We start from the raw sequence: 24,891 nt of genomic DNA on the forward strand, positions 1-24,891 counted from the left end.
ACCACATTGGTCAAAGCACTTTACTATGTAAACCAACTGGTTTCCAATTTCTAGGGATCCCCCCGAAGGGGAACCAAACCGAAATGCCGCCGCCCCTGGCAGTGGTTAGGTAAGGTTTCCAATTTCTAGGGATCCCCCCGAAGGGGAACCAGGGTGGATTAGTCTCTCACCACCCTTCACAAATCTATGGTTTCCAATTTCTAGGGATCCCCCCGAAGGGGAACCAGCGACTTGGAAATCCCCGTCTACCCCGTAGACGAGGGAACGTTTCCAATTTCTAGGGATCCCCCCGAAGGGGAACCGTTGCCATGGAGTTCCTGCCACCCCACATTGAAACTCAGGTTTCCAATTTCTAGGGATCCCCCCGAAGGGGAACCTCTACCCTTATTAAACCCAAGCGGGGCAAGGAATGCAAGACCCATTTGCGAGGGGGTCGGTCGAAGACGGCAAAAAAGAGCCTGGAAGAGGGGGGGCAAGAGGCCTGAAAGCCTTGTGGCGCAAGGCATCGAGCGGGTCAACGAAAGAATCAGCCTTTGCGGGATTTGGCGAGGCGCTCGCGGAGCCGCTGCTACCGTTTTTGTGTTGCTTTGCCAACACAGCTAGCTTGAAGATCCACGTAAGGGGCCGACAACGGTTTTAAAGGGGATGCTGCATCAGCCAAAAGCCGGCGAAAGACTGGGCCCGGAAATCGCTTTGGATGGCGAGGAAGTGGATCCCTTGGGCTTGGCGTTGGCGTTGGGCAAAGCCTTCTGCCTCCGCTTGCAGCTTTTCATCTTTTAGTTGCGCAAACAGGTAGCAATCGCTGAGGCCAGCCTCGAACAGCAGCCGTCCCTCCGCCACCGTCAAGTAGGCAGGCTCCATACCGCTCAGCCAGGCTGCTATGGGCAGCGCCCGCCGCGAGGCAATCACCAACCCAGGAATGATGGTGTCAGGCGCCAGGGCCTCCCAGTTTAGGGGGAACAGCTCGCCAAATTCCATTGGCCAGGTCTCGGCATCCCGCAGATCCCCGGCCCGCAAGGTAACGAACGCCCAGCGCTCCCCCTGCAACTTGTCCGGCAGGGGGATGGGATCCGGCGGATCCGGCTCCACCGGCGGCTCGGGGCTGTAGGTAAATTGGGTTTCCTGAGGGTAAACCTGCTCTGCCCGTTCCCGCATCCAGGCCTTGAGGGCATAGACGCGGCGGCTGGGCAGCATCGGGATCCCAACGGCGTTGCAGGCCCGCTGCAAAATGGAGCTCATGCGGGCGCGGAAGACGCGAATGGCCGAAGGGGGCTGGGGGGCCACTTCCAAATAGCTGCGCAACTGTTGGGCCACCCAGGTGCTATTGACCTCTTGGTTGCTGCAGTACTGGGCCTGGCGAAACTGGCCGCTGGCATCGCACACCAGCAGCTCCCAAACCCGCCGCTCCTGCGCATCCCGCAGCGGAACGGCGTTAAAATCCATCTGCCAAATGGGGCCGCGCGCAGGGCCTAGGGGTTGAGTGGCCAAAGGATCCCTCCTGTTCGCGCTATGTGCCACTTTCGCCACCACCTGAGTGGGCCGAGGGGTGTTCCCGCGAGCGGTGCGAAGCCTCATCCCCGACCATGGCCCATTCCCGCTCCCCGAAAATGGCGGTGGTGTGGCGGTAGTGCTTAAACTCCAGCAGGTTGTAGAAGGGATCCTGCAAAAAGAAGGTGCCGTGCTCCAGGGGGGTGCCGACAAAGCGCCAGCGCGGCTCCTGATAGAAAGGCAATCCCCGTGCCTGGGCCCGCTCAGCCAGCGCCTGCCAATCTGCTTGGGCAGGGAAGATCAGGCCAAAGTGGCGGGGGTAGATGCCCCGCTGGGGCCTCAGCTCTTCCTGGGTGAGGTGGGCCACCAGTTGATGGCCATAGAGGTTCAAAATGACTGAAACAGGCGTTTCCCGACCGATTTGGCAACCCAAGCCCTCGCCGTAGTAAGTCTTGGCCAAGGCAATATCGGCAACGGGAAAGGCCAGATGAAAGCGGATGGGTTCCATGGGCTCTCTCGCAAAGCAGCCTGCTCGACTCAGGATCCCTGCTCTTTATCAAGGTAGGCGATTTTGGAACGGCTGCTGCCAGGTGGGATCCCTTCTCAGGCCCAAGCTGTACGCCTTTGCGCAGGAGTGCCAACCGCTCGGATGCTATAACACTAGCTAGTGTGTAATCCGCTCGCGTCAGCGGGACGGAGTGGCCGAGTCTGCAACAAGAGAACTCGGTGTGTTGAGAGGTTTGTAAGAAGGGGCAATCTTGGCCATGGCCAGCATCTGGGTTGAACAGCGCCGCCGCGAGGACGAGTCGCGCGATTTTTTTTGGATGGTGGCGCTGTCCTTGTTGCTGCATGCGCTGGCGCTGCTGGCCTTGCTCTACTGGAGTCGGTTTTGGCCGCTTCGCCAGGAAGAACAAAAAGCCATCGAGTTTATCCTTCTGGAGCCAGAAGATCTCAAGCCGCCGGAAGAGGCAAAGCTGGTTTCAGAAGTGGATTCCCGCGATGGGGGCAAACGGGCGGAAGCCCCTCCTTCCCAGGGCAGTCCACCCCAATCCCAGGCTGCTCCTCGCCAGGAGGCTCCCCAACCCCAGCCGCCGCAACCACAGCAGCCTGCCCCTGTGCCACCACCTGCCCCGGCGGAAGTTGCCCTGGCCACTCCTAGACCTACCCCACCCCCCACACCAACTGCGCCTCCGGCTCCTCCTCGGCCTGCGGCAACCCCAACTGCAGCCCCACCTCCGCCCACCCCAGCCCCCCGACCCACTCCCACCCAGACCCCGCCGCCCGTGGCGGCTGCTCCTCCTGCCACGCCGGATCCCACGCCTCCCCCCACCGCCGAGCCTCTACCCGTGCAGCCCAGCGAGCGGGCTTCGGATCTCAGCCAATTGCAGCCCGTTGCGCCTGCTCCCCAACCGCCGACGGAGGTTCTCCCTGCTGAGCGGCCCTCCGATTCTTCCCAGTTGGGGCCGCCCATCAGCGCTTCCGCTCCCAGTGATGGGGCTGGGATCCAGGGCAGAGGAGCCAGCGGCTTGGCCAACCCCACCCAGTCGGCTCCCAACCCCCCCAGTGTGGCGGCGCGGGCCAATGTGGATTGGGGCCCTTGGCTGGCAGCTTTGCAACGGAAAGTGGAACAAAATTGGATCCCAGGGCAGACCGGCACTTCCCGCCGCACGGTGGTGATCTTCACCGTGGGTCGAGCCGGCGACCTACAGAGCATTCGCTTAGGGCGCACATCTGGCAGCCAACAAACCGACGACGCGGCGCTGACGGCGATTCAGCGGGCGGCACCCTTTTTGCCTCTGCCTGAAGCCTATGAGGGCAACTCGGTGACGATCAACTTCACCTTCGACATCAACGTGTTGGGACAATTAACCGTAGGTGGATCGGCTAACTGACAACGGCCTCACGGTGCTGCCTCCCAAAACGTCGCAGCAGAACTGCAGGGATCGCTCCAGCTTGTCAATTGCGGATCATGGCAGGGACAGAAGGCACTGGACAAGCTCGGAGAATCGGCGACGGTGAGTTTATCCTAGTCCTTGATTCTTAGAGATCCGTTGATGGGCACAACTTCCCTGCAGCGCCCCCCCCTGTTTCCCTTCCATCAAGCCTTGGGGGCGCGGTTTGTCTCCTTTGCCGGCTGGGAAATGCCCCTGCAGTACCAGGGGGTGGTGGCCGAGCATCGAGCAGTGCGGGAGCGGGCGGGCGTCTTCGACATCTCCCACATGGGCAAGTTCGAGCTCTGGGGGCCAGAGCTGGGATCCCACCTCAGCCGGCTGGTGCCCAGCGACCTGGCCGCCGTTCGGGCGGGATCCGCTCGCTACACGGTTTTGCTCAATCCGCTGGGGGGCATTGTGGACGATGTCATCTTCTACCGGCATCCACCGGAAGGGGAGCTGGAGCACTGGAGCCTGATCGTCAACGCGGCCACCCGCCACAAAGATAGGGAGTGGCTGCAGCAGCAGGGGATCCCTGGGCTGGAACTGCAGGATCACACCGAGTCGCAGGTGTTGCTGGCGGTGCAGGGGCCGGCAGCGGAAGAGGTCCTTCAGCCCTTTTTGGCGGGATCCCTGAAGGCTTTGCGCCGCTTTCAACACGGGCAGTTTGCTCCTCAAAAAGGGGGATCCTCAGGGGCAAGGGTCTTTGTGGCCCGCACCGGCTACACCGGAGAAGACGGCTTTGAGATCTTGCTTAGCCCCCCAGAGGGCTGCTGGCTCTGGGAGCAACTGGTGCAGGCAGGAGTACAGCCCTGTGGCTTCGGCTGCCGCGATACCCTGCGCCTAGAGGCTGCTTTTTGCCTCTACGGCCAGGACATGGACGAGAGCACGACTCCCCTGGAAGCTGACTTGGGTTGGTTGGTCAACAATCCAGGGGACTACATTGGCAAGCTGGCCCTCGAACGTCAACGCGAGCAAGGGATCCCGCGTCGCCTGGTGGGGTTTCGCCTATTGGATCGAGCCATTCCCCGCAGCGGCTATGCCATCTACGCTCCCAACTCCCCTGAGCCGATCGGGCGGGTAACCAGCGGCAGCCATTCTCCTACCTTGGGCTACGGCATTGGCCTGGGATATGTGGATTCAACTTGGGCCAAGGTGGGATCCCGGCTGGAGATTGAGATTCGGGGCCAGCGCCGGCCCGCCGAAGTGGTAAAAAAGCCCTTCTATAGAGGGGCAGGCTCCGGTTAGCTTGGGGAGTTGAGCTGTCTGCCGGCCTTGGGGGTGGAGTATTCCTGCTGCAGCCGCCGCAATTTCCGCAGGGCCCGCCGCTCAATCTGTCGGACTCGCTCCCGCGAAAGACCGATGTGCTCCCCGATCTCCCGCAACGTCAGGCCCTTCGACCCATCCAGCCCATAGCGGGCCACAATTACCTGCTGCTCGCGTTCGCTCAGTTGGCCCACCAGAGCGCGCACCTCCTCGCAATGGGCAACCCGGTTCAGATGTTCGACCGGATCGTTGTCCTCGTCGGGGATAAAATGTTGCAGCTCGGTGCCGTCTTCGTCCCCTACTCCCACATTCAAAGAACGCATCTCCGCCATGTGGCGGGTGATCAGTTCGCGGTAGTTGTCGCCAATATCCAGCGAATCGAAAACTTCCTCTGCGGCAGGCCGGGATCCCCTTTCGGCGGACAGCTCGCGGTAGCGCCGCTTCACCTGGGAGACCTTCTCGTACATGTGGGCGGGCAGCCGGATCAGGCGCCCCTTGTTTTGGATGCCGCGGTTCACGCTCTGCCGGATCCACCAGGTAGCGTAGGTGGAGAACTTGTACCCCCGCGTGGGATCGAACTTTTCCACGGCGCGGGTGAGGCCGATGGTGCCCTCCTGAATCAGATCCAGAAAGGGCAGACCGCGGTTGCGGTAGCGCTTGGCAATCGACACCACCAGGCGCAGGTTGCACTCCACCATGCGCTTCTTGGCGGCTTCCCCCTGCCGCAGGATCTGCTGCAGCTCCTCTAAAGGGATCCCCAGCCGTTGGCTCCAATCCTCCAGTGACTCGTGCTGCCGCCGCTGCTCCAGAAGGGCCATCATCCGCTGCACTTGGTGGGCCAGACGCAGTTCTTCCTCGGCGGTGAGCAACGAGTAGCGCCCAATGATTTTTAAGAAACGCCCCACTGCGTCTTGCAGCTCAAGATTTTCCGACATATCCAACCCCACACCATAAGTTGATGCCCTGTCAGAATCTTCTCTTCTGCTGTCGCGTCAAGCTTTCTTCCCACTAGGAAGCCGACCTTGCTGCAAACAGCACCTTATTCATACCAGTAGAAAAGCCTTTCCGTAAAGGTTTTGGCAACCTAAAATGCAGACTTTCAGCGGCTATTTGATTCACTAAATTTATTGAGTCCTGTCCGTGAGCTACTGCCAGCAGTGCCTCAGTTCTGGCCCCTGTCGGCTCCCTGATCTACGGGTAGATGTTACGAAAATAAAGCGATTCCGTTACTCAAAACTTAGACCAATAGGATCGGAAAAAAGCAAGTAAAATCGGTCATGCTCTCTTAATCGTTAACCAGATTGCACTGAGATAAAAAACATGTTTTTTGATACACTCTACATCGCTACAGATGCCTATTTTGTCTGTAGAAACCCATCGGAGAGGCCAGCCCAGCAAGGCATCGAACGGCCTGCTGGCCCATTTCTGCAACCTTTTGAGGCTGATTTCAGAGAGAGTTGTCAATAAGCCTCAGTCCCAAACCAGCCAAGGCAGATCCCAAGGAAAAGCCGTCGTCTTGGCTTTCCCAAGTTTAGGGCAAATTAAGGCAAATTTTGAGCCTTAGACACTACATGTGGAGTCAAACCTTCGAGCCGCCAGCGTACTACAGGTTATCCGTCGAGTAGGGGCTGTGGAGCCCAGGGGGGAAAAGCCGCAACCCCTGCTGGCGCACGCGTTGCTCCTGCAGCGGGAGAGGAGTGATGCGCGGCAAAGGCGTAGCCTCAGGTTGAGGTGTTGGAGTGGGAGCAGGCGTAGGCAAGGGGCTAGGTGTTGGTTTCGGCGTGGCCACTACAGCCGCTGGGGTTGGCACAGCAGGTGTGACCTCAGCCGGGATCCCTTCTGAGGTGGGACGGGGACGCCGGAGTTGAAAGCGCGGCTGGCGACGTGGTGCAAGAGTGGGTGCCGGCGTTGATGTGGGTGTTGGTATTGGTTCTGGCGTCGGTGTGGGTGTGGGTGTCGGCGTGGGGGTCGGTGTCGGGGTGGGCGTCGGTGTCGGTGTCGGCGTGGGTGTCGGTGTCGGCGTCGGCGTCGGTGTGGGCTGGGGCTGCACAATGGCCAGGGCCTCTTCCGCTTTCAGCTCGCCGCGGATCAGCTTGGAGAGAGTGTCTTGGCCGCCGGGGGTGTAGGTGATCTCGCGGGCAGCGCTGTTGAACACGTTGCGGATGGGATCCCCTTTGCTGTCCACCAGTTCCACCACCATCACATTGCGACCGGGCCTCAAGCCCTTCAAGTAAAAAGACTCCCAGCGATCCAGCAGGCCAGATTGGCCGTTGAGGGTGTAGCGGATGCGCCAATCCCGCGGCAGGTCGGTCAGCAGACTCTCGCGTACCGGGGCGTTGGCCAGCCAAAAGTCCACCAGGATCGGCTCGGCACCGTAGCTGCCGGTGGGGCGGTTGTAGGTGAGCAAAGGCAGGTGCGGCTGCGGCACGTATTCCGGCGTAGGCGCTAGCACATGGAAGCTGACTTGGGCGTAGGCCTCGGAGTTTTTAAAGCTCTCGTGCCAGGGCTTGCCGGCAAACACCCGCAGAGTATGGGATCCCGGCTCCAAATCCTCAAAAACAAGGGGAGCATCGGCATCGTAATGGGCGATGTAGGGCCGGTTGTCCAGCACTACGTGCAAATGGGGGCCAAGGCCCAGTTGCGGATCCTTAAAAAGCGGGTACCCCTGCACTGCAAAGCGAACGGTTACTTGCCGCTCCGACAACACCTCACCCGGCTTAGGGCTGAGGATCTGCACCCGCGGACGGCAGTGCTCCAAGTGGGCATCCAGCTTGGCAATCTCCGGCGGCACTGGTACCCGCTCGAGCTGAGGTAGCTGTTCCTGGGGCTGTTCAGGCGGGGATCCACCGCAAGCGACCAGCACAAGAGCTGCCACCAGAGCCATCCACCATCCCCATCTCCAGGTTCTGGCCTTTCCCGCGTGTCCTTGCATGAGCCTCACATCCCAACACTTTCGGTATCCTGCCGAGCAGCAGATAAGCCATCCCCACATTACCAGCATGTGTCCTTTGGGGAAGATCCCCTCCCCCACCCTAGAATGGGATCAGCGGTCTGGCCCAAGCGGGGTCAGGAGAACTTTTGAGGTCAGGTATGGCTTGGTTGGCGATAACGGCTTTTGCAGGCTTGGATCTAGCTCAGTGGCAGGCTTTGCTCAACAACATGGCCTTTGCTGTCTGTTTGGGGGCCATGCTGTTTTACTGGGGGGGGGCAGCGTTTCCCCAGGTGCAGCTTCTGTCTGAGCTGGGCTTGGCGGGGATGATCGGGGCAAACTTGACGATCGCCGCCCTGCTGACGGCCCGCTGGATCGATGCCGGCTATTTCCCCTTGAGTAACTTGTACGAGTCTTTGTTTTTCTTGGCCTGGGGGATCACCACCTTGCACCTGCTGGCTCTCCACTGGACTCGTAGCCGTTGGGTGGGGGTGACGACCGCCCCGCTGGCGACAGGCATTGTGGCCTTTGCCGCCCTGGCCCTGCCGGAAGATATGCAGGCGGCCCAGCCACTGGTGCCGGCTTTGCAATCCAACTGGCTGATGATGCACGTAACTGTGATGCTGCTGGCCTACGCAGCCCTCTTGGTGGGATCCCTTTTGGCCATCACTTTTCTCATCGTCACCCGCGGCCAGGAAGTTCAGTTAAAGGGCAACTCCCTCGGCCTGCAATTTCGCCCCTCTCAGCCTGCAACCCACCCGGAATGGACAGAAGCCACCCTGCCATCTCCTGCTGCAGAACTGGTCTACGCCGGGATCCGCTCCCCCCGACCGGCTGAACCTCTTCCCCAACCGGCACCCAACGAAGCGATCGCTTGGCAACGGCTGAGCCTGGCGGAAATCTTAGACAACACCAGCTACCGGCTAATCGGGCTGGGGTTCCCGCTGCTCACCATCGGCATCATTGCCGGCGCCGTCTGGGCCAACGAAGCCTGGGGTACCTACTGGAGCTGGGATCCCAAAGAAACCTGGGCTTTGATTACCTGGTTGGTCTTTGCCGCCTATTTGCACGCCCGCATCACCAAAGGCTGGCAGGGCAGGCGCCCCGCCCTCTTGGCCAGCTTGGGCTTTGGGGTGGTTTGGGTGTGTTATCTGGGGGTGAACTTTCTGGGCAAAGGCTTACACAGCTATGGCTGGTTCTTCTGAGACCTCTTGGGCCAACAAATCAACCCCCGTTTGTGGGTATTCTGGTGCTGGCAAGCCGTCGTGGATCCCTCGAAGGAGAAAATCATGCAACTGTTCAACTACCTGATCCTGTTCTCGGCCCTCCTGGGAATCGCTCTTTTTGCAATGCAAAACGCCACCCCGGTCACGATTAACTTCGCCCCCGGAGTCAGCATCGAAAGCCCACTGGTGATTGAACTGTTGGCTTCTGCCGGGATCGGGGCCGCCCTTGCCTGGCTGTATAGCCTCTGGATGCGTGTCCAGTTCAGCATCGAAGCCCGCGAAAAAAATCGGCAACTGCAGGAGAAGGAAGTCACCATCACCGAGCTCAAGGAAATGGTGGTGGAGCTGGAAGCCAAAGTCAAGCAACTGCCCCCCAGCAAGCGCGCCGAACCCCAAGAGGACATCCAGGAGGTGAAAGAAGTGGCCACCGAGGGATCCCCTGCCTAGAACTGCCCCGTATGGATCCCGTCGATCCCCAAGCGGTTGGGGTAGAATTGAGCTTCTGCTTGCTTCTCTCACCAGCTCATCACTTCCTATGCAGGTCACACAAGAAAAACGCCCTGGCAGCCGGGTTGGCCTCAAAATCGTGGTAGAAGCGGACCAGGTGAAGCGCTCCTACGAAAAAACCTTGCGCCAACTGGAGCGGAATATCCAGATCCCGGGATTTCGCAAGGGCAAGGCCCCCCGCAACCTGGTGATGCGCCAGGTGGGCCGTGAGCGCATCATGGCCAGCGCTGTGGATGACTTGATCAACGAGGCCATCCAACAGGCCTTCCAGGAAACTCAGCTCACCCCCATCAGCCGCTTCGAGCTGGATGAGGAGGTGGGGCAGCTCTTGGCCCAGTTCAACCCGGAAGCCGATTTCAGCTTCTCAGGGTATGTGGAGGTGTACCCCGAAGCCCGCGTCGGCCAATACAAAGGTCTAACCGTCACGGCCACCCGCGTCACCGTCAAGCCCGAACAGGTCGACCAGCTCATCGACCGGTGGCGGGATCAGCGGGCCACCCTCCTGCCCGTAGAAGATCGGCCCGCCCAGTTGGGGGATGTGGTGGTGATCGATTTTCAAGCTCGCGACGCCGAGGGCAATCCCCTGGAGGAGATCGCCGCCCAAGACTTTCAGTTGGAGCTCAAAGAGGAGAACTTCATCCCCGGTTTTGTGGCGGGCGTTGTCGGCATGCAGCTCGACGAAACCAAGGAGATCACAGCCACTTTCCCCGACGATTACTTCAGAGAAGAGTTGGCTGGAAAAACGGTTACCTTCACCGTCCATCTGAACGAGATCAAAGCCAAAGAGCTGCCCGAGTTGAACGATGCCTTTGTGCAGGAGATCAGCAACTTTCAGACGGTGTCCGAGCTGCGGGAACACCTGCAAAAGCGCCTCGAACAAGATGCTCTGAGACAATCTGAGGAAAACCTGGAGACGGCCATCCTCAACGCCATTTTGGAAACCACCGAGGTGGATCTGCCGGAGACCCTAGTCGAGCAAGAAACGACACAACTGCTGGCCCAAAGCCTTCAGTCGCTGCAGCAGCAGCAAGGGGTCACGCCGGGAGAGATCCGCAAGCTCTTGTCCCAAATGCCGCCCGAAACCCTTAACCAGTTGATGGAGCGCTACCGGCCCGAGGCCATCAACCGGCTGCGGCGCACCTTGGCTCTCAGTGCCATCGTCCGGCAGGAGCAGATTGCCGTAGGCCCCAACGAATTGGAAGTCGAAGTGGAAGAGGTGATGGCGGCCTATGCCCAGCAAGGGCAGAAGCTGGATCGGGAGCGAGTACGCCAAGTCGTTCACGAAGATCTTCTGACCAACAAAGTGATGGCCTGGCTGAAGGCTCAGACCACAGTCAACTGGGTCGATGGCGAGGGGAATCCCACCCAGGCGCCCACTTCTTCGGCGAGCTCAGAACAGAGGGTTACAGTGCCAGAGGCGGAGTTCGAGTCCGAGGGGCCAGAGGCAGTGGCAGCCTCTTCAGAGACGGCCACGGACGCTGACGGAGAAGCGGCAGACGAACCGACTCTAGCTGTAGAAGTATCCCCTGCCGAAACTGTCTCCGCCTCTGCGGTCGGCTCGGAACTCGAAGTGACAACCCCGGTTGAGGAGACAGCAGAAAAGCCCAAGCCAAGCAAAAAGGGCAAAAAAGGCAAGTAAGCGAACAACCAGGTCTGCGCTGGGGGGAGTATTCCGCTCAAAAGAAGGGGGACGAGGCAGCCACATCTAGTGTTCTAAGATGCAAAAAATAGATATCTGACACCGCGGACAGTGGCAGAGGGAAGCGTTTGGGGTTTATCCTATTCGCAGCATCTGCAAGAGGCCAGGCCGCCATGAAGGGAGTTGCGCGTGCAATTGGAGCGGGGGGAATGGTCGTGGCACTTGCTGGGATCCTTCCCATCAGGGTGATGGGTCAGGCAGGCTTGCCGCCGGTGCCGGTCATCCCGTCTGTTGAGGGGCCGATGGTTGAGCCGGCTCCTTCCCCTCCTGAGAGCTCGCCTTCTCTCCCTTCTCCGCCAGTAGGCCAGGATCTGCGCTACTTAGTGGGACTGTTCATCAACGAGTCTTTGGGGGCGGGCAGCCAAGCGGCTGCAGTCAGTTACCACGACCTCTACACCCGCCTCTTGGCCCGCACCTACGGGGATCCCCGTCCCCCCATCGAGGTGGAGCAGGAGTTGATCCAAGAAATCTTGCGGGAGTATGGGGATCCTGCCGATCGGTTTTGGAATGCGCAAGCTTTTAAGGACTTGCTCAACCGCCCTCGCCCGCCCGTCCAGGCGCGTGGGATCGGCCCGCGCCGGGTTTATTTGGCGGTGCCGGAGCTCACCCCTGCCACCGCTCAGCAGATCCGCCAAACCCTCTACACCCAAGACTACAGCCAGGGCATAGTTCTCGATCTGCGCGGATCCGTGGGCTATGACCCGCAAGTGGTGGCAGATGTGGCCCGCCTGTTTTTGCCCCGCTCCATTCAACCGCTGCTGATTACCGAAGACCGCTTTGGGCAGCCCACCCTCTGGAACAGCGAAAATTTGCCCATTGCCGCCGGGATCCCGCTGGCGGTTCTGGTGGATGGCAACACGCGCCAGGGGGCCACCCTCTTGGCTGCCCAGTTGGGCTCCAGCGGTAGCACCCTTATTTTGGGGCAGCCCACCCAAGGCAGCGAGCGACAAACCCGCTTCTTTGCCCTTCCCTCCGGCGCGGCGGTGGAACTGGCCGTAGCCACCTGGAAAACGGGAGATGGTCGTTCCCTAGCGCAGGGTTTGGTGCCCTTGCAAAGGGTAGAGGGAGATGAGAACGCCTGGCTGAGTGCCGCCCTGGAAGCGCTGGCCCTGCCCCCTCGCCGCCCCAGCCCCCCACCCCGCCCCACCGTACTGGTTCAAGAGGGCCGTGTCGGCCGTTTTGTCCTAGGCATGGATACCCGCAACGTCGATACCCACCTCCTGGGCAATGTGGATCAGATCCCGGCGGCCTCTGGGGCCAACGTCTTTCAGCCCAACAGCGACCTGAAGATCTTTTACCTGCAAGATTACATCCTCTTTACCTACCGCCATCCGGGCATTGTGGATAGCTTTTTTGCCAACCGCATCTACACCACCCACCCAGAAGCTATGACCGGCGAAGGGATCCGCATGGGCTCCACCTACTCCGAAGTGATCGCCGTTTATGGTGGGCCCGGCGAGAACGGTTACAACGAGGTGGTGCCCTATCCCAAGGGAAGCCGAGAATATCTGCGCGACGATCGCTACTACGTCAACTACGATGCCTTGGGCCTGGCTTTTACCTTTGCGGCGGGATCCAACCAGGTCACTGCCATTGGCCTGTTCAAACCAGGGAGCTGAAAGGGGAAGGAAAAAGTTAATCGATTGTTAACGTTTTTGTCCCAAGACCTCAACATTGCCCCGAGCAATGCGGTAAATTAGTGCAGCAGCCCCCGCAAAGGGGATTTTTTGTGCCATCCACGGACTGTAGGAGAAGCTCTTGGCAAACGTTGTGGTTGTCGGTGCCCAGTGGGGCGACGAAGGAAAAGGCAAGATCACCGACCTCCTCAGTGAAAAGGCGCATGTGGTCGTCCGCTATCAAGGTGGGGTGAATGCAGGACATACCCTGGTGGTGGGGGGCCAAACCTTCAAGTTGCACCTGATCCCCTCCGGCATCCTCTACCCCGACAAACGCTGCATCATCGCCAGCGGCACGGTGATCGATCCTGAGGTGTTGCTGGCGGAGATCGACCAACTGCACCAACTGGGGATCTCCACCCACAACCTGTACATCGCCGAAACCGCCCACGTGACCCTGCCCTACCATCGTGTCATCGACGTGGCCGAGGAAGAGCGGCGCGGCATCTATAAGCTGGGCACCACCGGACGAGGCATTGGCCCCACCTATGCCGACAAGGCCGAGCGCATGGGCATCCGCGTCGTGGACTTGATGTACCCCGATCAACTGCGGGAACGCCTCAGTTGGGCCATTCCCTACAAGAACGTTTTGCTGGAAAAAATCTACAACCTGCCCCCGCTGGATCCCGAGCCGATCATCCAGCAATACCTGGCCTACGCCGAGCGGCTGCGTCCCTACGTTACCGACGCCGCCCTGCTGCTCACCCAAGCCATCGAAGATCGGGAGAACATCTTGTTTGAAGGGGCTCAAGGCACCCTGCTGGATCTCGACTACGGCACCTACCCCTACGTCACCTCCTCCCATCCCATTGCCGGTGGCGCTTGTATTGGCGCCGGGATCGGCCCCACCAGCATTGACCGGGTGATCGGGGTGGCCAAAGCCTATACCACCCGCGTTGGGGAAGGCCCTTTTCCCACCGAGCTCAAAGATGAGATCGGGGCGTACCTGGGGGCAACCGGCGCCGAATTTGGCACCACCACCGGACGACAACGGCGCTGCGGCTGGTTCGATGGCGTGATCGGGCGCTATGCGGTGCGGATCAATGGCTTGGATTGCCTGGCCATCACCAAGCTGGATGTGCTGGACGGCTTGGATGAGATCAAGGTGTGCGTGGCCTATGAGTACCAGGGGCGGGAGATCCGTCACTTCCCCAGCGATGCCCGTGTCTTTGCCCAGTGCAAGCCCATCTACGAAACCCTGCCCGGCTGGAAGTGCTCCACCAAAGACTGCCGCTCCATCCAAGACCTGCCCCCCGAAGCCCATGATTACCTGAAGTTTTTGGCGCAGTTGATGCAGGTGCCGATTGCCATTGTTTCGCTGGGGGCCAGCCGCGAGCAGACGATTATTGTCGAAGATCCCATCCACGGCCCCAAACGTGCTCTTCTCTATCCCAACGGTGGCAAGCGCATCCACGCCCTCATGCCCGATTGAGGGAACTTGATATAACTACAAATCAAAAGTTGTTTCCTCTGGATTTTGAACTTTGTCTTGAGCTAGGTTTGCTTCTCGCTGCTGCAGTTGGCGGATTTGGGAGCGCACGTGGAGGGCAATTTGCAAAGCGGCGTCCAAAAGCCGCCCCTGCTCACCGGCCTGCTCCCTCACCTGCAGGGCGGTCAAAGCCGCCAGATTATCTCCGAAAAGCTCACTCTGCTGCTCGATCAGATCCTCGTTTTGCCGCAAAATCCGCTCGGTTTTCAGGGCGCGGATCAGATCTGTCCGCGTCAGCTTCAAAGCCTCGATTACTTCAGCCCGCTGGGCCAGCTTGACCTCGGGGTTGCCGGCTTCCACCAATTGGTCGTTGAGGTGGATGGCTTGGATGATCCGGTTGTAGCGATCTACTTCCTCCAGCAAGTTCAACAGCAGCGGCAGGCGGCGGCTGCGGAAAATCCAATAGGCTTGGCCCAAAGCGGCAATGGCTGCCAGGATCCCCCATTCCACCAGCCAAGTGCGCCAACTGCTGTACAGGCCGGGGATCCAGATCCGCCCCAGCAAGGTCAGCAGGGATCCCCCTGTCCAAAAGGTCAAGAAACGGCAGCAGAGATCCAGCACCAACAACAGGCGCAGCAGATCCCAGAAGGCGGAGAACTGGCGCAGCCAGTCTTTCCAGCGGCGGACGGGCCGAGGTCGGTACAGCCAAGCTACGGGCACCCCAGAAAGACTTTGCACTTGAAAAGGAGAAATGACCAGCTCCTGTAAATCCCGCCGCATCGCCATTGCCGAGTGTTACAAATTTCTCCCATTTTACTGAGACTGTTCTCCGGAAGGAGACTACCGGCAAATCTGGGTAAGATTAAGATCTGCTCTGCTATTTGGGTCTTCACGACCTTGTGCCGGCAGCAGGTGGGGATCGGCTTGCGGAGCAACAACGGGTACAGCTTTGGGAAAGAGGAGACAAACAGGGTGAGCAGTCAACTGCGCCAACTGAAGGCCCATCTCGCTGAACCGGAAAACTTTGCCCTCTACGGGCAGGTGATCTATCCTACTCCTGACGACAAACCCTTCGACGGCCAAGATGCCCAGTTGGTTTTGAATCAGGGGCAACCCCGCTTCTACCTTATGCGCTTGCCCCGCCGTGGCCTTCGGTTCACCCAAATAACTCACCACACCCGTTGCACCCAGTGTCTGGGATCCCTGCACAGCAAGGAGTGGTTTATTGCCGTCGCGCCGCCTGCCGACGAGCTGCAAGTGGATGAGATTCAAGCTTTTCGGGTGCCCGGCGACCGCTTTATCAAACTGGAAATGGGCACCTGGCATGCCGGCCCCTACTTCGACCACGAGGAGTTTATCGATTTCTACAACCTGGAGCTGGCCGACACCAACCTCACCGACCACGAGACAATCAACCTGCTCCAGACTTACAATCTGGAGTTTCAGATCATCCCTTGAGCAACCGGATTTAGCGGCAAAAAGCAGATTCATCCACGCAATCTTTACGCTTGGGCGCAGAAAAAGGTACGCGGATCCGTCGCAGCACTAATGGTGGCGATGGAGAATGAACTTAGGCTCTATCTCTAGTGGGTGGGGCCCAGTTGGGTCGGCATTCCTTGCCCTGTTCTCAGGTTCTGCTCTTGTCGGCACAAGCCCTGGCACGGCGACCGGTTTGGCCAGGTGATAAAACAGGGTCAAACCTGGCAGCGTTTTGGAGATTTGTTGCGATGGCTACACTCCAACCCACCCAATTGACCCGCCAGCTCTTGGGGATCCTGGCTCTGTTCCTGTGCCTGGGGCTGCTGTCTGCCTGCGACGAGGGTAGCAGCAGCACCGTCAGTCCCCCCAGCCTCACGCCCACTCCCACCCCCGCCGGTCGGTAAGCCTACAGGATCTTGCATGCCTTGGCAGCGGCTGCCCAGTTTGCAGCAAGTCTGGGCAGGGGTGGTTTGGAGTCTGCTCTGCCTGGGTCTGTTGGCCGCCTGCGGCGGCAGGGGGGAGGGATCCCTTACTGCGGTGGGGCCCCCGCCGGCGGGGGAGCTGCCCATCGCCAGCTTCATGTGCCAGTTGGATCGCCAGACCCGCACCTTTGCCGGCCCCATCTATGCCGAGCAGCCGCAAGTTGCCACTTGTGATCCCGGTCGCCTCACCCCGGCAGCAGCCCAGAAGATGATGGATCGGCTGAACTTTCTGCGGCTGTTGCACGAGTTGCCGCCGGTGGAGCTCAATCCCGAGTTCTTGGAGGCCGCTCAGCAAGCGGCGCTGCTGCAGGTGGCCAATGGCGCCCTCAGCCACGAGCCACCCCCCTCTTGGCGTTGCTTCACTCCTGCCGGGGCGGCGGGATCCCGCTTTGGTAACTTGGCGATCGGCCCGATTCTGGAGCTGAACGGCCCCGACCCAGGGCGGGTGCTGGCGCGCCAGGTGGACATCTACTTTGCCGAGCCGGGCCGGGAAAACTTCGTGGACGTGGGGCATCGCCGCTGGAACCTCTATCCCCAATATGCCCAAGGCGCCTACGGCATCGTCTTTGACCCGCGGGCCGGACGGGTGACCCAGGCCAATGCCAATTGGATCTTCGGTTTTGACGAGTCGGTGCCGGATCCAGAGTTTATTGCCTTCCCGGAGAGGGACGGCTATCTCTACCGTCTGGAGGGATTTTCCGGCCAGCCCTTATCTGCCTACCGCTGGTCTTTCTCGCTGCCCAGCCGCGGCGGCCTCTCTGATCTCAGCCAAGCCCAAATCCGCATCACCGATGCCCTCACCGGCGAACTGGTGCCTGTTGGAGATATCCGGGTTGGGGATCCCGCCTTTGGCCTGGAAACCCTCACCTACTCGGTGGGATCCGTTCAGCCCAATCGCCCCTATCTCTTTGAGATCAGCGGCATCCGCCTCAAGGGTGGGCCGCCGCGCACCTATCGCTACACCACCACCCTCTACGACTGCGACCCTCAGGCTCCGCCAAGGCCCGCACCCCTGACCGAAGGGCTGGGGATCCCACCCCGTCTGCTCTGGCAGATGGAGCCTTTCAACTCTTTCGACCATCTCAACAACTACAGTCATTTCAAATAGTAGTGAAACAGCTCGTTGCGCCGTTATTGCTACGCAATGCTGTCGCAGGTCGCCGCTCTAACTCCCCTCTCCCTTTGGGAGAGGGGCCGGGGGTGAGGGTGGGAGAGGGGTCGGGGGTGAGGGAGCTGTCTCAAGCTAGCCTGGAACGACCATATCTCGACTAGAAGTGAGAAGAAAAAGCCCAACCAAGTAGCGCCAGATCCTTGCCGAGAATCCTTCCTTTGCCGGCAAAAGTGCAAACTCCGCTAGATTGAAAACCCCAAGCTGACTGGCCGGCCTAGGAGGGACAGAGCTACGCCCATTGATACGCCAACAAACAACGGCTAGCAACAGGCTGGCCTTGAGAATGGGATCCCACCTCGCAAGGGCCAAAGAAACGGCTACAGTAACCTGGAAAGCGTTCCGCTCCGGTTTGCCATGACTCAGCAACTGACTCTCGACGGACTGGGATCTGGATCGGGTAGGGGATCCCGTTCAGGGCGGGTGATCGTTACCGATTTGCAGGGGGAGATGCAACGCTCCTACCTGGAATACGCTATGAGCGTGATCGTGGGGCGGGCCTTGCCGGATGTGCGGGATGGCCTCAAGCCGGTGCATCGCCGCATCCTCTACGCCATGCACGAGCTGGGCCTGACCCCGGATCGCCCCTACCGCAAGTGTGCGCGGGTGGTGGGGGACGTGCTGGGGAAATATCACCCCCACGGGGATCAGGCGGTCTATGACGCGCTGGTGCGCATGGCGCAAGACTTTTCCAGCCGCTACCCCCTGGTGGCGGGGCACGGCAACTTCGGCTCGGTGGACGACGATCCGCCGGCGGCCATGCGCTACACCGAGTGTCGGCTGGCGGAGCCGAGCCACACAGCCCTTCTGCAGGGGATCTCCGAAGAAATTGTGGACTTTATGCCCAATTTCGACGGATCCCAGGCGGAGCCCACCGTTCTACCGGCCCGCCTGCCCATCCTGCTCCTCAACGGCTCTGCCGGCATTGCCGTGGGCATGGCCACCAACATCCCGCCCCACAACCTGGGAGAAGTCGTGGACGGCCTGCTGGCTTTGATCGACCATCCCGATCTCAGCCCTGAAGAGCTGTTGCGCTGGATCCCAGGGCCGGACTTTCCCACCGGCGGCCAAATCGTTGATAGCCAAGGGATCCGCGAGGCCTACCTCAGCGGGCGCGGCTCCATCACCCTGCGGGGAGTGGCCCGCTTTGAGGAGATCCAGCCGGGCAGAGGACGCCACCGCCGGCCCGCCCTGGTTATCACCGAGTTTCCCTACCAGGTGAACAAAGCCGCCTGGCTCGAGAAGGTGGCAGAGTTGGTCGCCCAAGACCGCCTCAGCGGCATTGCCGACTTGCGGGATGAGTCGGATCGCAGCGGCATTCGCGTGGTGGTGGAGCTGAAGCGGGAGGCCAACCCGCAGGCAGTTCTGCAGCAGTTGTACAAGCTCACCCCCCTGCAGAACACCTTCGGGGTAATCCTGTTGGCCCTGGTGGAGGGAAAACCCCAGCAGCTCAGCTTGAAGCAGATTTTGCAGCACTTTTTGCAATTCCGCGAGGCCACTCTCAACCGGATGTTTCGCGCCGAACTGCAGCGGGTACAGCGCAAAGCGGAAGAGGTGGCGGGGATGGTGCTGGCCCTGGCCGATCTGGAGGGGGTGATCGACCTGCTGCGGCAAGCCCCCGATAGCGCCACGGCCAAAGCCCAACTGCAAACTCGCCTGGGCTGCACCCCCCAACAGGCGGAGACAATCTTGGCCATGCCCCTGCGCCGCCTGACAACCTTGGAGCGGGAGCGCCTGCACCAGGAGCAGGCCGAGCTGCAGGCCCGCATCCTCGAATTGCAGGGGCTGCTGGAAGATCGCCGCAAGCTCTTGAATTACTTGAAAAAAGAGCTGCGCCACTTGAAGAAAACTTTTGCCGACCGGCGCCGTACCCAGATCCTTTCGGAAGCCGAGCTGGAGGCAGAACAGGCCCAGATCCCCAGTGGCAAAGTCGGCGAAGACACCCGCTTCCTGCTGCAACTTACCCGCAAAGGCTACGTGCGCCGCCTGCCTCTGCCTGGGCCTCGCTCCCGCAGCAATCCGGCGCAACGGGAATTGGGAGAAGATGTTCTGGTCGGCCTGGAATGCGTGACCCCAGAGCAGGAAATCTTGGTGCTCACCGCCAGCGGCAAAGCTTTCACCGTGCCCAGCGAAGGGATCCCCCTCAGCACCGGCTCCTCGCGGGGGGTACCTCTGGTCACCCTTCTCCCCAACCCCGAGCCGATCGTTGCCACCTTCCCGTTGGATCCCGTTCGCGTCAGCGGTGCGGAGCACTCTCCCGGCGAGGCCACTTTGGTGGTGCTCAGCCGGCAGGGGCGGATCAAGCGGGTGGCCCTGGCGGAGCTGACGGGCCTTAGCCAACGGGGATCCACCGTCCTGAAACTCAAAGAAGGGGACGAGCTGGGCTGGGCGGCCCTTTGGCATCCCGGCCACCAAGGCTACAGCGTTGTCCTCGCCACCTCCGCCGGGCGGGTGCTGCGGCTGGATGCCGAACAGATCCCCTTGATGGGTCGGGCAGCTATGGGATCCCTAGCCCTACGTTTGGGGCGCACAGAACAGATCGCCGGTATGGCGTTGCTGCCCCCGCAAGGGATCCTGATTTTGGCCAGTCGGTCGGGCTATCTGAAGCGGCTGCCTCTGGGCGAGATACCCATCCTGGAGCAGGGTAAAGTGGGCGTGTCAGCCTTTCACTTCTCCAACAAAGGGGATGGCTTGGTGGGCTTGGTGGGTTTCCCCCCCGATCTGGCGGCGCACCCCCATCTGCAAGTCGATGTGATCACGGAGTCCGAACGGGTACACTCCTTCTCTCCTGAGGAAATTCCCCTGCAAGGCCGGTCCGGCGGCGGCTCCCTGTTGGTCAAGGGGGAGCAGGTTAGGGAGTTGCGCCTGTTTTGGCCCCAGCCGGAGGGCGGGATTGGATAGCTCTGCAGGCCACGTGCAGCGTTCGGGGAAGGCAGAAGTCTGGGTTGCTAGGACAGAGAGCCATCCCCAGGCGAGGCAGAATCAGGCGGCTGGGAGCCGGGATCCGGCGCTTCGGGGTGGCGGACAGGCTTGGGAAGGGTGCCGCCCGACTTGAGAACCAGGCAGCGCACGGTTTGGTGCAGTTCCTCCAGCAAAATGCCGATGGCGGAGCGGAAGTCGCGGTGGTCATCCCGCATTTGCTCCAGAATGGCGCGGATGACTTCCTTACAGTCCTTCAGGATGTGCTGCTGCTGGGCGATGATCTGCACCAGTTCGCTTTGTTCCTTGAGCAAATCCCGCAGACAAGAGCGCAGCTCGTCCACCTGGCTTTGCCAAAAGGCTTGCCCCTCCCGCAACTCCATCACGCTGGTGCGCAAGTCGGCCGTGGCATCGCGCAGGGCTTCGCTGTGGCGGCGCTCGGCCTCCAGTTGTCGCTGCTGTTCTTGCTGCTGTTGGCGTAGCTCAGAGTTGGCCTGTAAGTTAGCCTCCGCTGCCCTGAGCAATTGAGCCAACCGAGCCTCGGTAACCGCCCAGCGCTCCTCCGGCGACAGAGATCGACCTCGGCCAACTCGCCTGCGGAAGTACTTCACAGTCGCTGCATCCTACCCGCAACTCGCTACTTCACACCCGAAGACACCCGCCCAAGAAGAACTCGTCCGTCGAGCTCTACCCTAGCCGTTTCCCGGGTTCATCTAATCATAGCCACAATACCGGGTGCCGAATACGGAAACTCCAAAGGCGGGGTTGCCCCTCTCCAGGGATCCCGGAAATCCTTCTAGGATGGAAAAAGTTTGCAGGAAAGAAAGCCATGCCTTCACTTGCCAATCAGGTGGTGCTGATCACCGGAGCCTCTGCCGGCATTGGAGAGGCCGTTGCCCTGGAAGCGGCCAAACGCGGGGCCCGCTTGGTGCTGGCGGCCCGCCGAGAGGGGCTGCTACAAAACGTCAAGGACTTGGTGGAGAAGCAGGGGACAGAAGCGCTGGTGGTGCCCACCGACATGGCCGATACGGCCCAGGTGGAGGCGCTGGCCCAAAAGGCTCTGGATCGCTTTGGCCGGGTGGATATCCTGGTGAACAACGCCGGCTATGGCCAGATGGGGCCGGTGGAAGAGGTGGATGTGGCGGCGATGCGGCGCCAGTTTGAGGTCAACGTGTTTGGCCTGCACGCCCTCACCCGCGCCCTCTTGCCCCAGATGCGGGAGCGGGGCAGTGGCCGCATCCTCAACCTCAGCTCCGTGGCTGGCCAGATCTCGATGCCTTTCAGTGGCGTCTACAACGCCACCAAGTTCGCCGTGGAGGCCCTCAGCGACGCCCTGCGGGTGGAAGTGGCCCCCTTCGGCATCAAGGTTATCTTGATCGAGCCGGGGCCGGTGGCCACCGAGTTTGGCCGCGTGGCTGAAGAGACCTTTGCTGCTGTTGTCAACCCAAATGGCCCCTACAAGGCGATCTTGGACAAAACTGCCGATCTGGCCAGCTCGTTCAACAAAATGGCCTGGCCGGTGGAGAAGGTGGTGGAGCCGATCCTGAGAGCCATGACGGATCCCCACCCTTCCGACCGCTACACTGCTTTCACCGGCGGCAAGGTGGCGCTGGGGCTGATGCGGCTGCTGCCCGCCGCTCTGGCCGACCAAATGTGGCGGCGGGTCTATGGGCTGGATCGGCTGGGATCCTCCGGCTCGGCCTAGTTGCAGGGGATCATCCCACTCCGGCAGGGATCCCCATCAGCAAGATCTCAAGTTCATTGGAGTTGGAGATCTCATCGAGGCCAGGGCAGGGTTGTGTCTTCCAGGATGGACAGGTTAAGTTTGTTAAAGGACTTTTAATCACCGGGTGTTCCTCTTCCTTATGAACAAGCCTCTATCTGCCCAGCGCTGGTTGATCGCCCTTGTGCTGGGCCTTTGTCTCTGGCAGGGATCTGGTCTGGTTCCTGCCCACGCTGCCCTCGCCTCTGCCCTCACCTACGATCGCTTTTTGCGCTACGTCGAGGAGGGGCGGGTTACCGATGTGCGCCTCACGGACAACAACCTGGTTGCCGAAGTTACAGCTGTCGATCCGCAGACACAGCATTCCACCCGCTACCGAGTGAACCTGCTGCCCAACACCGTGCCGCAACTGGTGGATCGCCTCACCGAGCAGGGGATCGAGGTGGCCGTGGTGCCCACCCGCGACGGCAGCGCCTTCTGGGCGATTTTGGGTAACCTGATCATCCCGGTGCTGCTGTTGGGGGGGCTGTTCTTGTTCCTGCGGCGCGCCGGTGGGGGAGCGGGCGGCCCCGGGCAGGCGATGAACTTCGGCAAGTCGCGGGCCCGCTTCCAGATGGAAGCCAAAACCGGTGTTAAGTTCGACGATGTGGCCGGGATCGAAGAGGCCAAAGAAGAGCTGCAAGAGGTGGTTACCTTTCTGAAGAAGCCGGAGCGCTTCACCGCGGTGGGGGCCAAGATCCCCAAAGGCGTGTTGCTGGTGGGGCCGCCGGGGACGGGTAAAACCCTCTTGGCCAAAGCCATTGCTGGCGAGGCAGGGGTGCCCTTTTTCAGCCTTTCCGGCTCTGAGTTTGTGGAGATGTTTGTCGGGGTGGGGGCCTCTCGCGTGCGGGATCTCTTCAAGAAGGCCAAGGAGAATGCTCCCTGTATCATCTTCATCGACGAGATCGACGCGGTGGGCCGACAGCGGGGGGCCGGCATCGGCGGTGGCAACGACGAACGCGAGCAAACCCTGAACCAGTTGCTCACGGAGATGGACGGCTTTGAGGGCAACACCGGCATCATCGTGATTGCGGCCACCAACCGCCCGGATGTGTTGGATGCGGCTCTCCTGCGTCCGGGGCGGTTTGACCGCCAGGTTACGGTGGATCGGCCCACCTTTAAGGGGCGCTACGAGATCTTGCGCGTGCATGCCCGCAACAAAAAGTTGGCAGAAGAGGTCAGCCTGGAGGCCATTGCCCGCCGCACTCCCGGCTTTGCTGGTGCGGATCTGGCCAACCTGCTCAATGAGGCAGCCATTTTGGCGGCCCGCCGTCAGCGCATGGCCATCACCAACCAAGACATCGACGATGCCATCGACCGCATCACCATCGGCCTGACCAAGCCGCCGCTATTGGACGGCAAGAGCAAGCGCCTGATCGCTTACCACGAGTGCGGCCATGCTCTGCTGATGACGCTGCTGCCCCATGCGGATCCCTTGAACAAGGTGACGATTATTCCTCGTTCCGGCGGCGCGGGTGGCTTTGCCCAGCAACTGCCTAACGAAGAGCAGATCGACTCCGGCATGTACAGCCGCGCTTGGCTGTTGGATCGGGTGGTTGTGGGCTTTGGCGGTCGGGCGGCTGAGGAGATCGTTTTCGGCTACTCGGAAGTGACCACCGGAGCCAGCAACGACCTGCAGCAGAACACGAATCTGGTGCGGCAGATGGTGACCCGCTTTGGCATGTCCGAGCTGGGGCCGCTGATGTTGGATCCGCCCAACAACGAGGTATTCTTGGGCGGCGGCTGGATGAACCGCGTCGAGTACTCCGAGGACGTGGCCGCCAAGATCGACCGCCAGGTGCGGCAGATCCTGGAGAGCTGCTACCAGAAAGCCAAGCAAATTTTGTTGGAACACCGCGTTCTGCTGGATCGCCTGGCCGATACTTTGGTAGAGCGGGAGACGTTGGATGGGGACGAGTTCCGGGCGATTGTCTCAGAGTATGTGCCCATCCCAGAGAAGGTCGGCTTGCCCAGTCCAAAGTTGATCTGAGGGATCCTCTCTAGATGGTTGGTCTGGGGTGTTGCATGGATTAACTTGGGAGGGCGGTTGTTGGGGGTTGGGTCCCGGCGGCTGCCCTCTTTGCCTTGCGGGTTGTGGGTTGCGTTGGGCTGTCTCATGCTCTCTGCTTTGCCGGTTCACCTCTACCGCTGCCTGAGCTGTGGTCAAGACGGGCTGAACCTGTCACCGGGACGTGAGCCGGGATCCGCGGCGGATCGGGTTTACTGTCCCAGTTGCGGGCAAATTTACCCCATCACCGCCTTTGGAGCGGTGGATTTTTTGGCCACCTTGCCGGACTGGCCGCTCACTCCCGCTCAGGCCATTGCCCATCTGCCCGGGTTTGCCTGGGGCTACGATCGCCTCTGGCGGCCTTGGGCACTGTCGCTGTTGTCGGGAGAGAGCTTCGGCAGCGAGCGGGAAGGCCAATTGCTGGCGGAACTGGTGGGCGAGGCGGATCCCGTCTTGGACTTGGGCACGGCAGGGGGGTACTGGAGCCGCTTGCTCCTGGCCAGGGATCCGCAGCGGACGGTGATCGGCTTGGACAATGCGGCAGGGGTATTGGCCGAGGCAGCCCAACAGGCGCAGCCCCACTGGCAGCGCTACAGCCTGGTGCGGGCCCGAGCCGAACAGCTTCCCCTCGCCTCTGGAACGTTTGGGGCGGTGATCAGCGGCGCCACCCTGAACGAAGTGCCTTTGCATCCCTGTCTGCGGGAAGTTGCCCGTGTTTTGCAACCGGGAGGGGTGTTTGTCTCGATGCACAGCCAGCAGGTGCAGGGATGGGGGCAGATGGTGCAGCGGTGGTTGGAAGCAAGCGGCCTTCGGTTTTTCTCAGAAACCCAGTTGCGTGAGCACTTTCAGCAGGTGGGGTTGCACCTGGAGCGCTATCTCAGCCTGGGTTGGGTGGCCTTTGTGCGGGCGCTGCGCTCCTAAC

At 60.8% G+C, this 24,891-nt stretch carries 20 protein-coding genes and 1 CRISPR repeat array (1 of these 21 only partly in view); of the genes, 14 read left to right on the forward strand and 6 right to left on the reverse strand.

The annotated features are described in order from the left end of the window. Positions 1–377: direct repeats of the CRISPR family, unit length 36 nt; unit sequence GTTTCCAATTTCTAGGGATCCCCCCGAAGGGGAACC (it extends 108 nt beyond the left edge of the window). Positions 378–636: 259 nt separating this feature from the next. Continuing rightward, positions 637–1,488: a Tab2 family RNA-binding protein gene (locus tag NW851_RS06105; protein WP_414337301.1), complete on the reverse strand. Its 852-nt coding sequence runs from the start codon at positions 1,486–1,488 to the stop codon at positions 637–639. A gap of 19 nt (positions 1,489–1,507) precedes the next feature. Then, the gene (locus NW851_RS06110) at positions 1,508–1,996 is read right to left on the reverse strand and encodes a VOC family protein (RefSeq protein WP_414335947.1); all 489 of its coding nucleotides are present in this window, start codon (positions 1,994–1,996) and stop codon (positions 1,508–1,510) included. A 256-nt stretch (positions 1,997–2,252) separates the two neighbouring features. Between NW851_RS06110 and NW851_RS06115 the strand changes: the two genes are divergently transcribed. Both NW851_RS06115 and gcvT read left to right on the forward strand, forming a co-directional pair. Further along, the gene (locus NW851_RS06115; protein ID WP_414337302.1) at positions 2,253–3,380 is read left to right on the forward strand and encodes an energy transducer TonB; all 1,128 of its coding nucleotides are present in this window, start codon (positions 2,253–2,255) and stop codon (positions 3,378–3,380) included. A gap of 162 nt (positions 3,381–3,542) precedes the next feature. Beyond that, positions 3,543–4,667, forward strand: a complete 1,125-nt coding sequence (gcvT, locus tag NW851_RS06120) for a glycine cleavage system aminomethyltransferase GcvT (RefSeq protein ID WP_414335951.1) — start codon at positions 3,543–3,545, stop codon at positions 4,665–4,667. On the opposite strand, the gene NW851_RS06125 is transcribed toward gcvT, so the two are convergent. Together NW851_RS06125 and NW851_RS06130 are read right to left on the reverse strand one after the other, a co-directional pair. Continuing rightward, positions 4,664–5,620 carry a sigma-70 family RNA polymerase sigma factor gene (locus NW851_RS06125; protein ID WP_414335953.1) on the reverse strand — a complete coding sequence of 319 codons (957 nt, stop codon included), beginning with the start codon at positions 5,618–5,620 and terminating at the stop codon, positions 4,664–4,666. The genes gcvT and NW851_RS06125 overlap by 4 nt on opposite strands. Before the next feature lie 668 nt (positions 5,621–6,288). Beyond that, entirely contained in the window at positions 6,289–7,569 is a 1,281-nt protein-coding gene (locus NW851_RS06130) for a hypothetical protein (protein WP_414337303.1), read from the reverse strand. Positions 7,570–7,808: 239 nt separating this feature from the next. Here NW851_RS06130 and ccsB point away from each other — a divergent pair, with 239 nt between their 5' ends. From ccsB to NW851_RS06155, 5 genes are all read left to right on the forward strand, one after another. Continuing rightward, positions 7,809–8,819, forward strand: coding sequence for a c-type cytochrome biogenesis protein CcsB (ccsB, locus tag NW851_RS06135; RefSeq protein ID WP_414335454.1), 1,011 nt, complete (start codon positions 7,809–7,811; stop codon positions 8,817–8,819). A gap of 84 nt (positions 8,820–8,903) precedes the next feature. Further along, positions 8,904–9,287 carry a LapA family protein gene (locus NW851_RS06140; RefSeq protein WP_414335441.1) on the forward strand — a complete coding sequence of 128 codons (384 nt, stop codon included), beginning with the start codon at positions 8,904–8,906 and terminating at the stop codon, positions 9,285–9,287. A gap of 88 nt (positions 9,288–9,375) precedes the next feature. Then, a complete protein-coding gene (tig, locus tag NW851_RS06145; protein ID WP_414335443.1) occupies positions 9,376–10,986 on the forward strand; it encodes a trigger factor in 1,611 nt (536 codons plus the stop codon). A gap of 209 nt (positions 10,987–11,195) precedes the next feature. After that, positions 11,196–12,665: a S41 family peptidase gene (locus tag NW851_RS06150; protein ID WP_414335445.1), complete on the forward strand. Its 1,470-nt coding sequence runs from the start codon at positions 11,196–11,198 to the stop codon at positions 12,663–12,665. 139 nt (positions 12,666–12,804) lie between these two features. After that, entirely contained in the window at positions 12,805–14,154 is a 1,350-nt protein-coding gene (locus tag NW851_RS06155; protein WP_414335446.1) for an adenylosuccinate synthase, read from the forward strand. Between the two features lie 15 nt (positions 14,155–14,169). On the opposite strand, the gene NW851_RS06160 is transcribed toward NW851_RS06155, so the two are convergent. Beyond that, positions 14,170–14,931, reverse strand: a complete 762-nt coding sequence (locus NW851_RS06160; RefSeq protein ID WP_414337304.1) for a hypothetical protein — start codon at positions 14,929–14,931, stop codon at positions 14,170–14,172. Between the two features lie 192 nt (positions 14,932–15,123). On the opposite strand from NW851_RS06160, the gene NW851_RS06165 reads away from it, so the two are divergent. The 4 genes from NW851_RS06165 (at position 15,124) to NW851_RS06180 (ending at position 20,181) form a co-directional block, all read left to right on the forward strand. Further along, positions 15,124–15,609: an ureidoglycolate lyase gene (locus NW851_RS06165; RefSeq protein WP_414335449.1), complete on the forward strand. Its 486-nt coding sequence runs from the start codon at positions 15,124–15,126 to the stop codon at positions 15,607–15,609. 269 nt (positions 15,610–15,878) lie between these two features. Next, a complete protein-coding gene (locus tag NW851_RS06170; protein ID WP_414337305.1) occupies positions 15,879–16,034 on the forward strand; it encodes a hypothetical protein in 156 nt (51 codons plus the stop codon). 16 nt (positions 16,035–16,050) lie between these two features. Continuing rightward, positions 16,051–17,220 (forward strand): CAP domain-containing protein, encoded by a 1,170-nt coding sequence (locus tag NW851_RS06175; protein ID WP_414337306.1) that lies wholly within the window; start codon positions 16,051–16,053, stop codon positions 17,218–17,220. 417 nt (positions 17,221–17,637) lie between these two features. Beyond that, positions 17,638–20,181, forward strand: coding sequence for a DNA gyrase/topoisomerase IV subunit A (locus NW851_RS06180; RefSeq protein WP_414337307.1), 2,544 nt, complete (start codon positions 17,638–17,640; stop codon positions 20,179–20,181). 47 nt (positions 20,182–20,228) lie between these two features. Here NW851_RS06180 and NW851_RS06185 read toward each other — a convergent pair whose 3' ends face one another. Beyond that, complete coding sequence (locus NW851_RS06185) at positions 20,229–20,810, reverse strand: hypothetical protein (RefSeq protein ID WP_414337308.1); 582 nt, start codon at positions 20,808–20,810, stop codon at positions 20,229–20,231. A gap of 218 nt (positions 20,811–21,028) precedes the next feature. Between NW851_RS06185 and NW851_RS06190 the strand changes: the two genes are divergently transcribed. The 3 genes from NW851_RS06190 (at position 21,029) to NW851_RS06200 (ending at position 24,890) form a co-directional block, all read left to right on the forward strand. Continuing rightward, positions 21,029–21,904: an SDR family NAD(P)-dependent oxidoreductase gene (locus tag NW851_RS06190; RefSeq protein WP_414334290.1), complete on the forward strand. Its 876-nt coding sequence runs from the start codon at positions 21,029–21,031 to the stop codon at positions 21,902–21,904. Positions 21,905–22,064: 160 nt separating this feature from the next. Further along, positions 22,065–23,951 (forward strand): ATP-dependent zinc metalloprotease FtsH, encoded by a 1,887-nt coding sequence (ftsH, locus tag NW851_RS06195; protein WP_414334292.1) that lies wholly within the window; start codon positions 22,065–22,067, stop codon positions 23,949–23,951. Between the two features lie 126 nt (positions 23,952–24,077). Further along, positions 24,078–24,890, forward strand: coding sequence for a class I SAM-dependent methyltransferase (locus NW851_RS06200; protein WP_414334294.1), 813 nt, complete (start codon positions 24,078–24,080; stop codon positions 24,888–24,890). Position 24,891 lies beyond the last annotated feature (1 nt).

It is taken from the genome of Synechococcus sp. H55.7 (assembly GCF_047462395.1).
Taxonomy (GTDB): Bacteria; Cyanobacteriota; Cyanobacteriia; order Thermostichales; family Thermostichaceae; genus Thermostichus.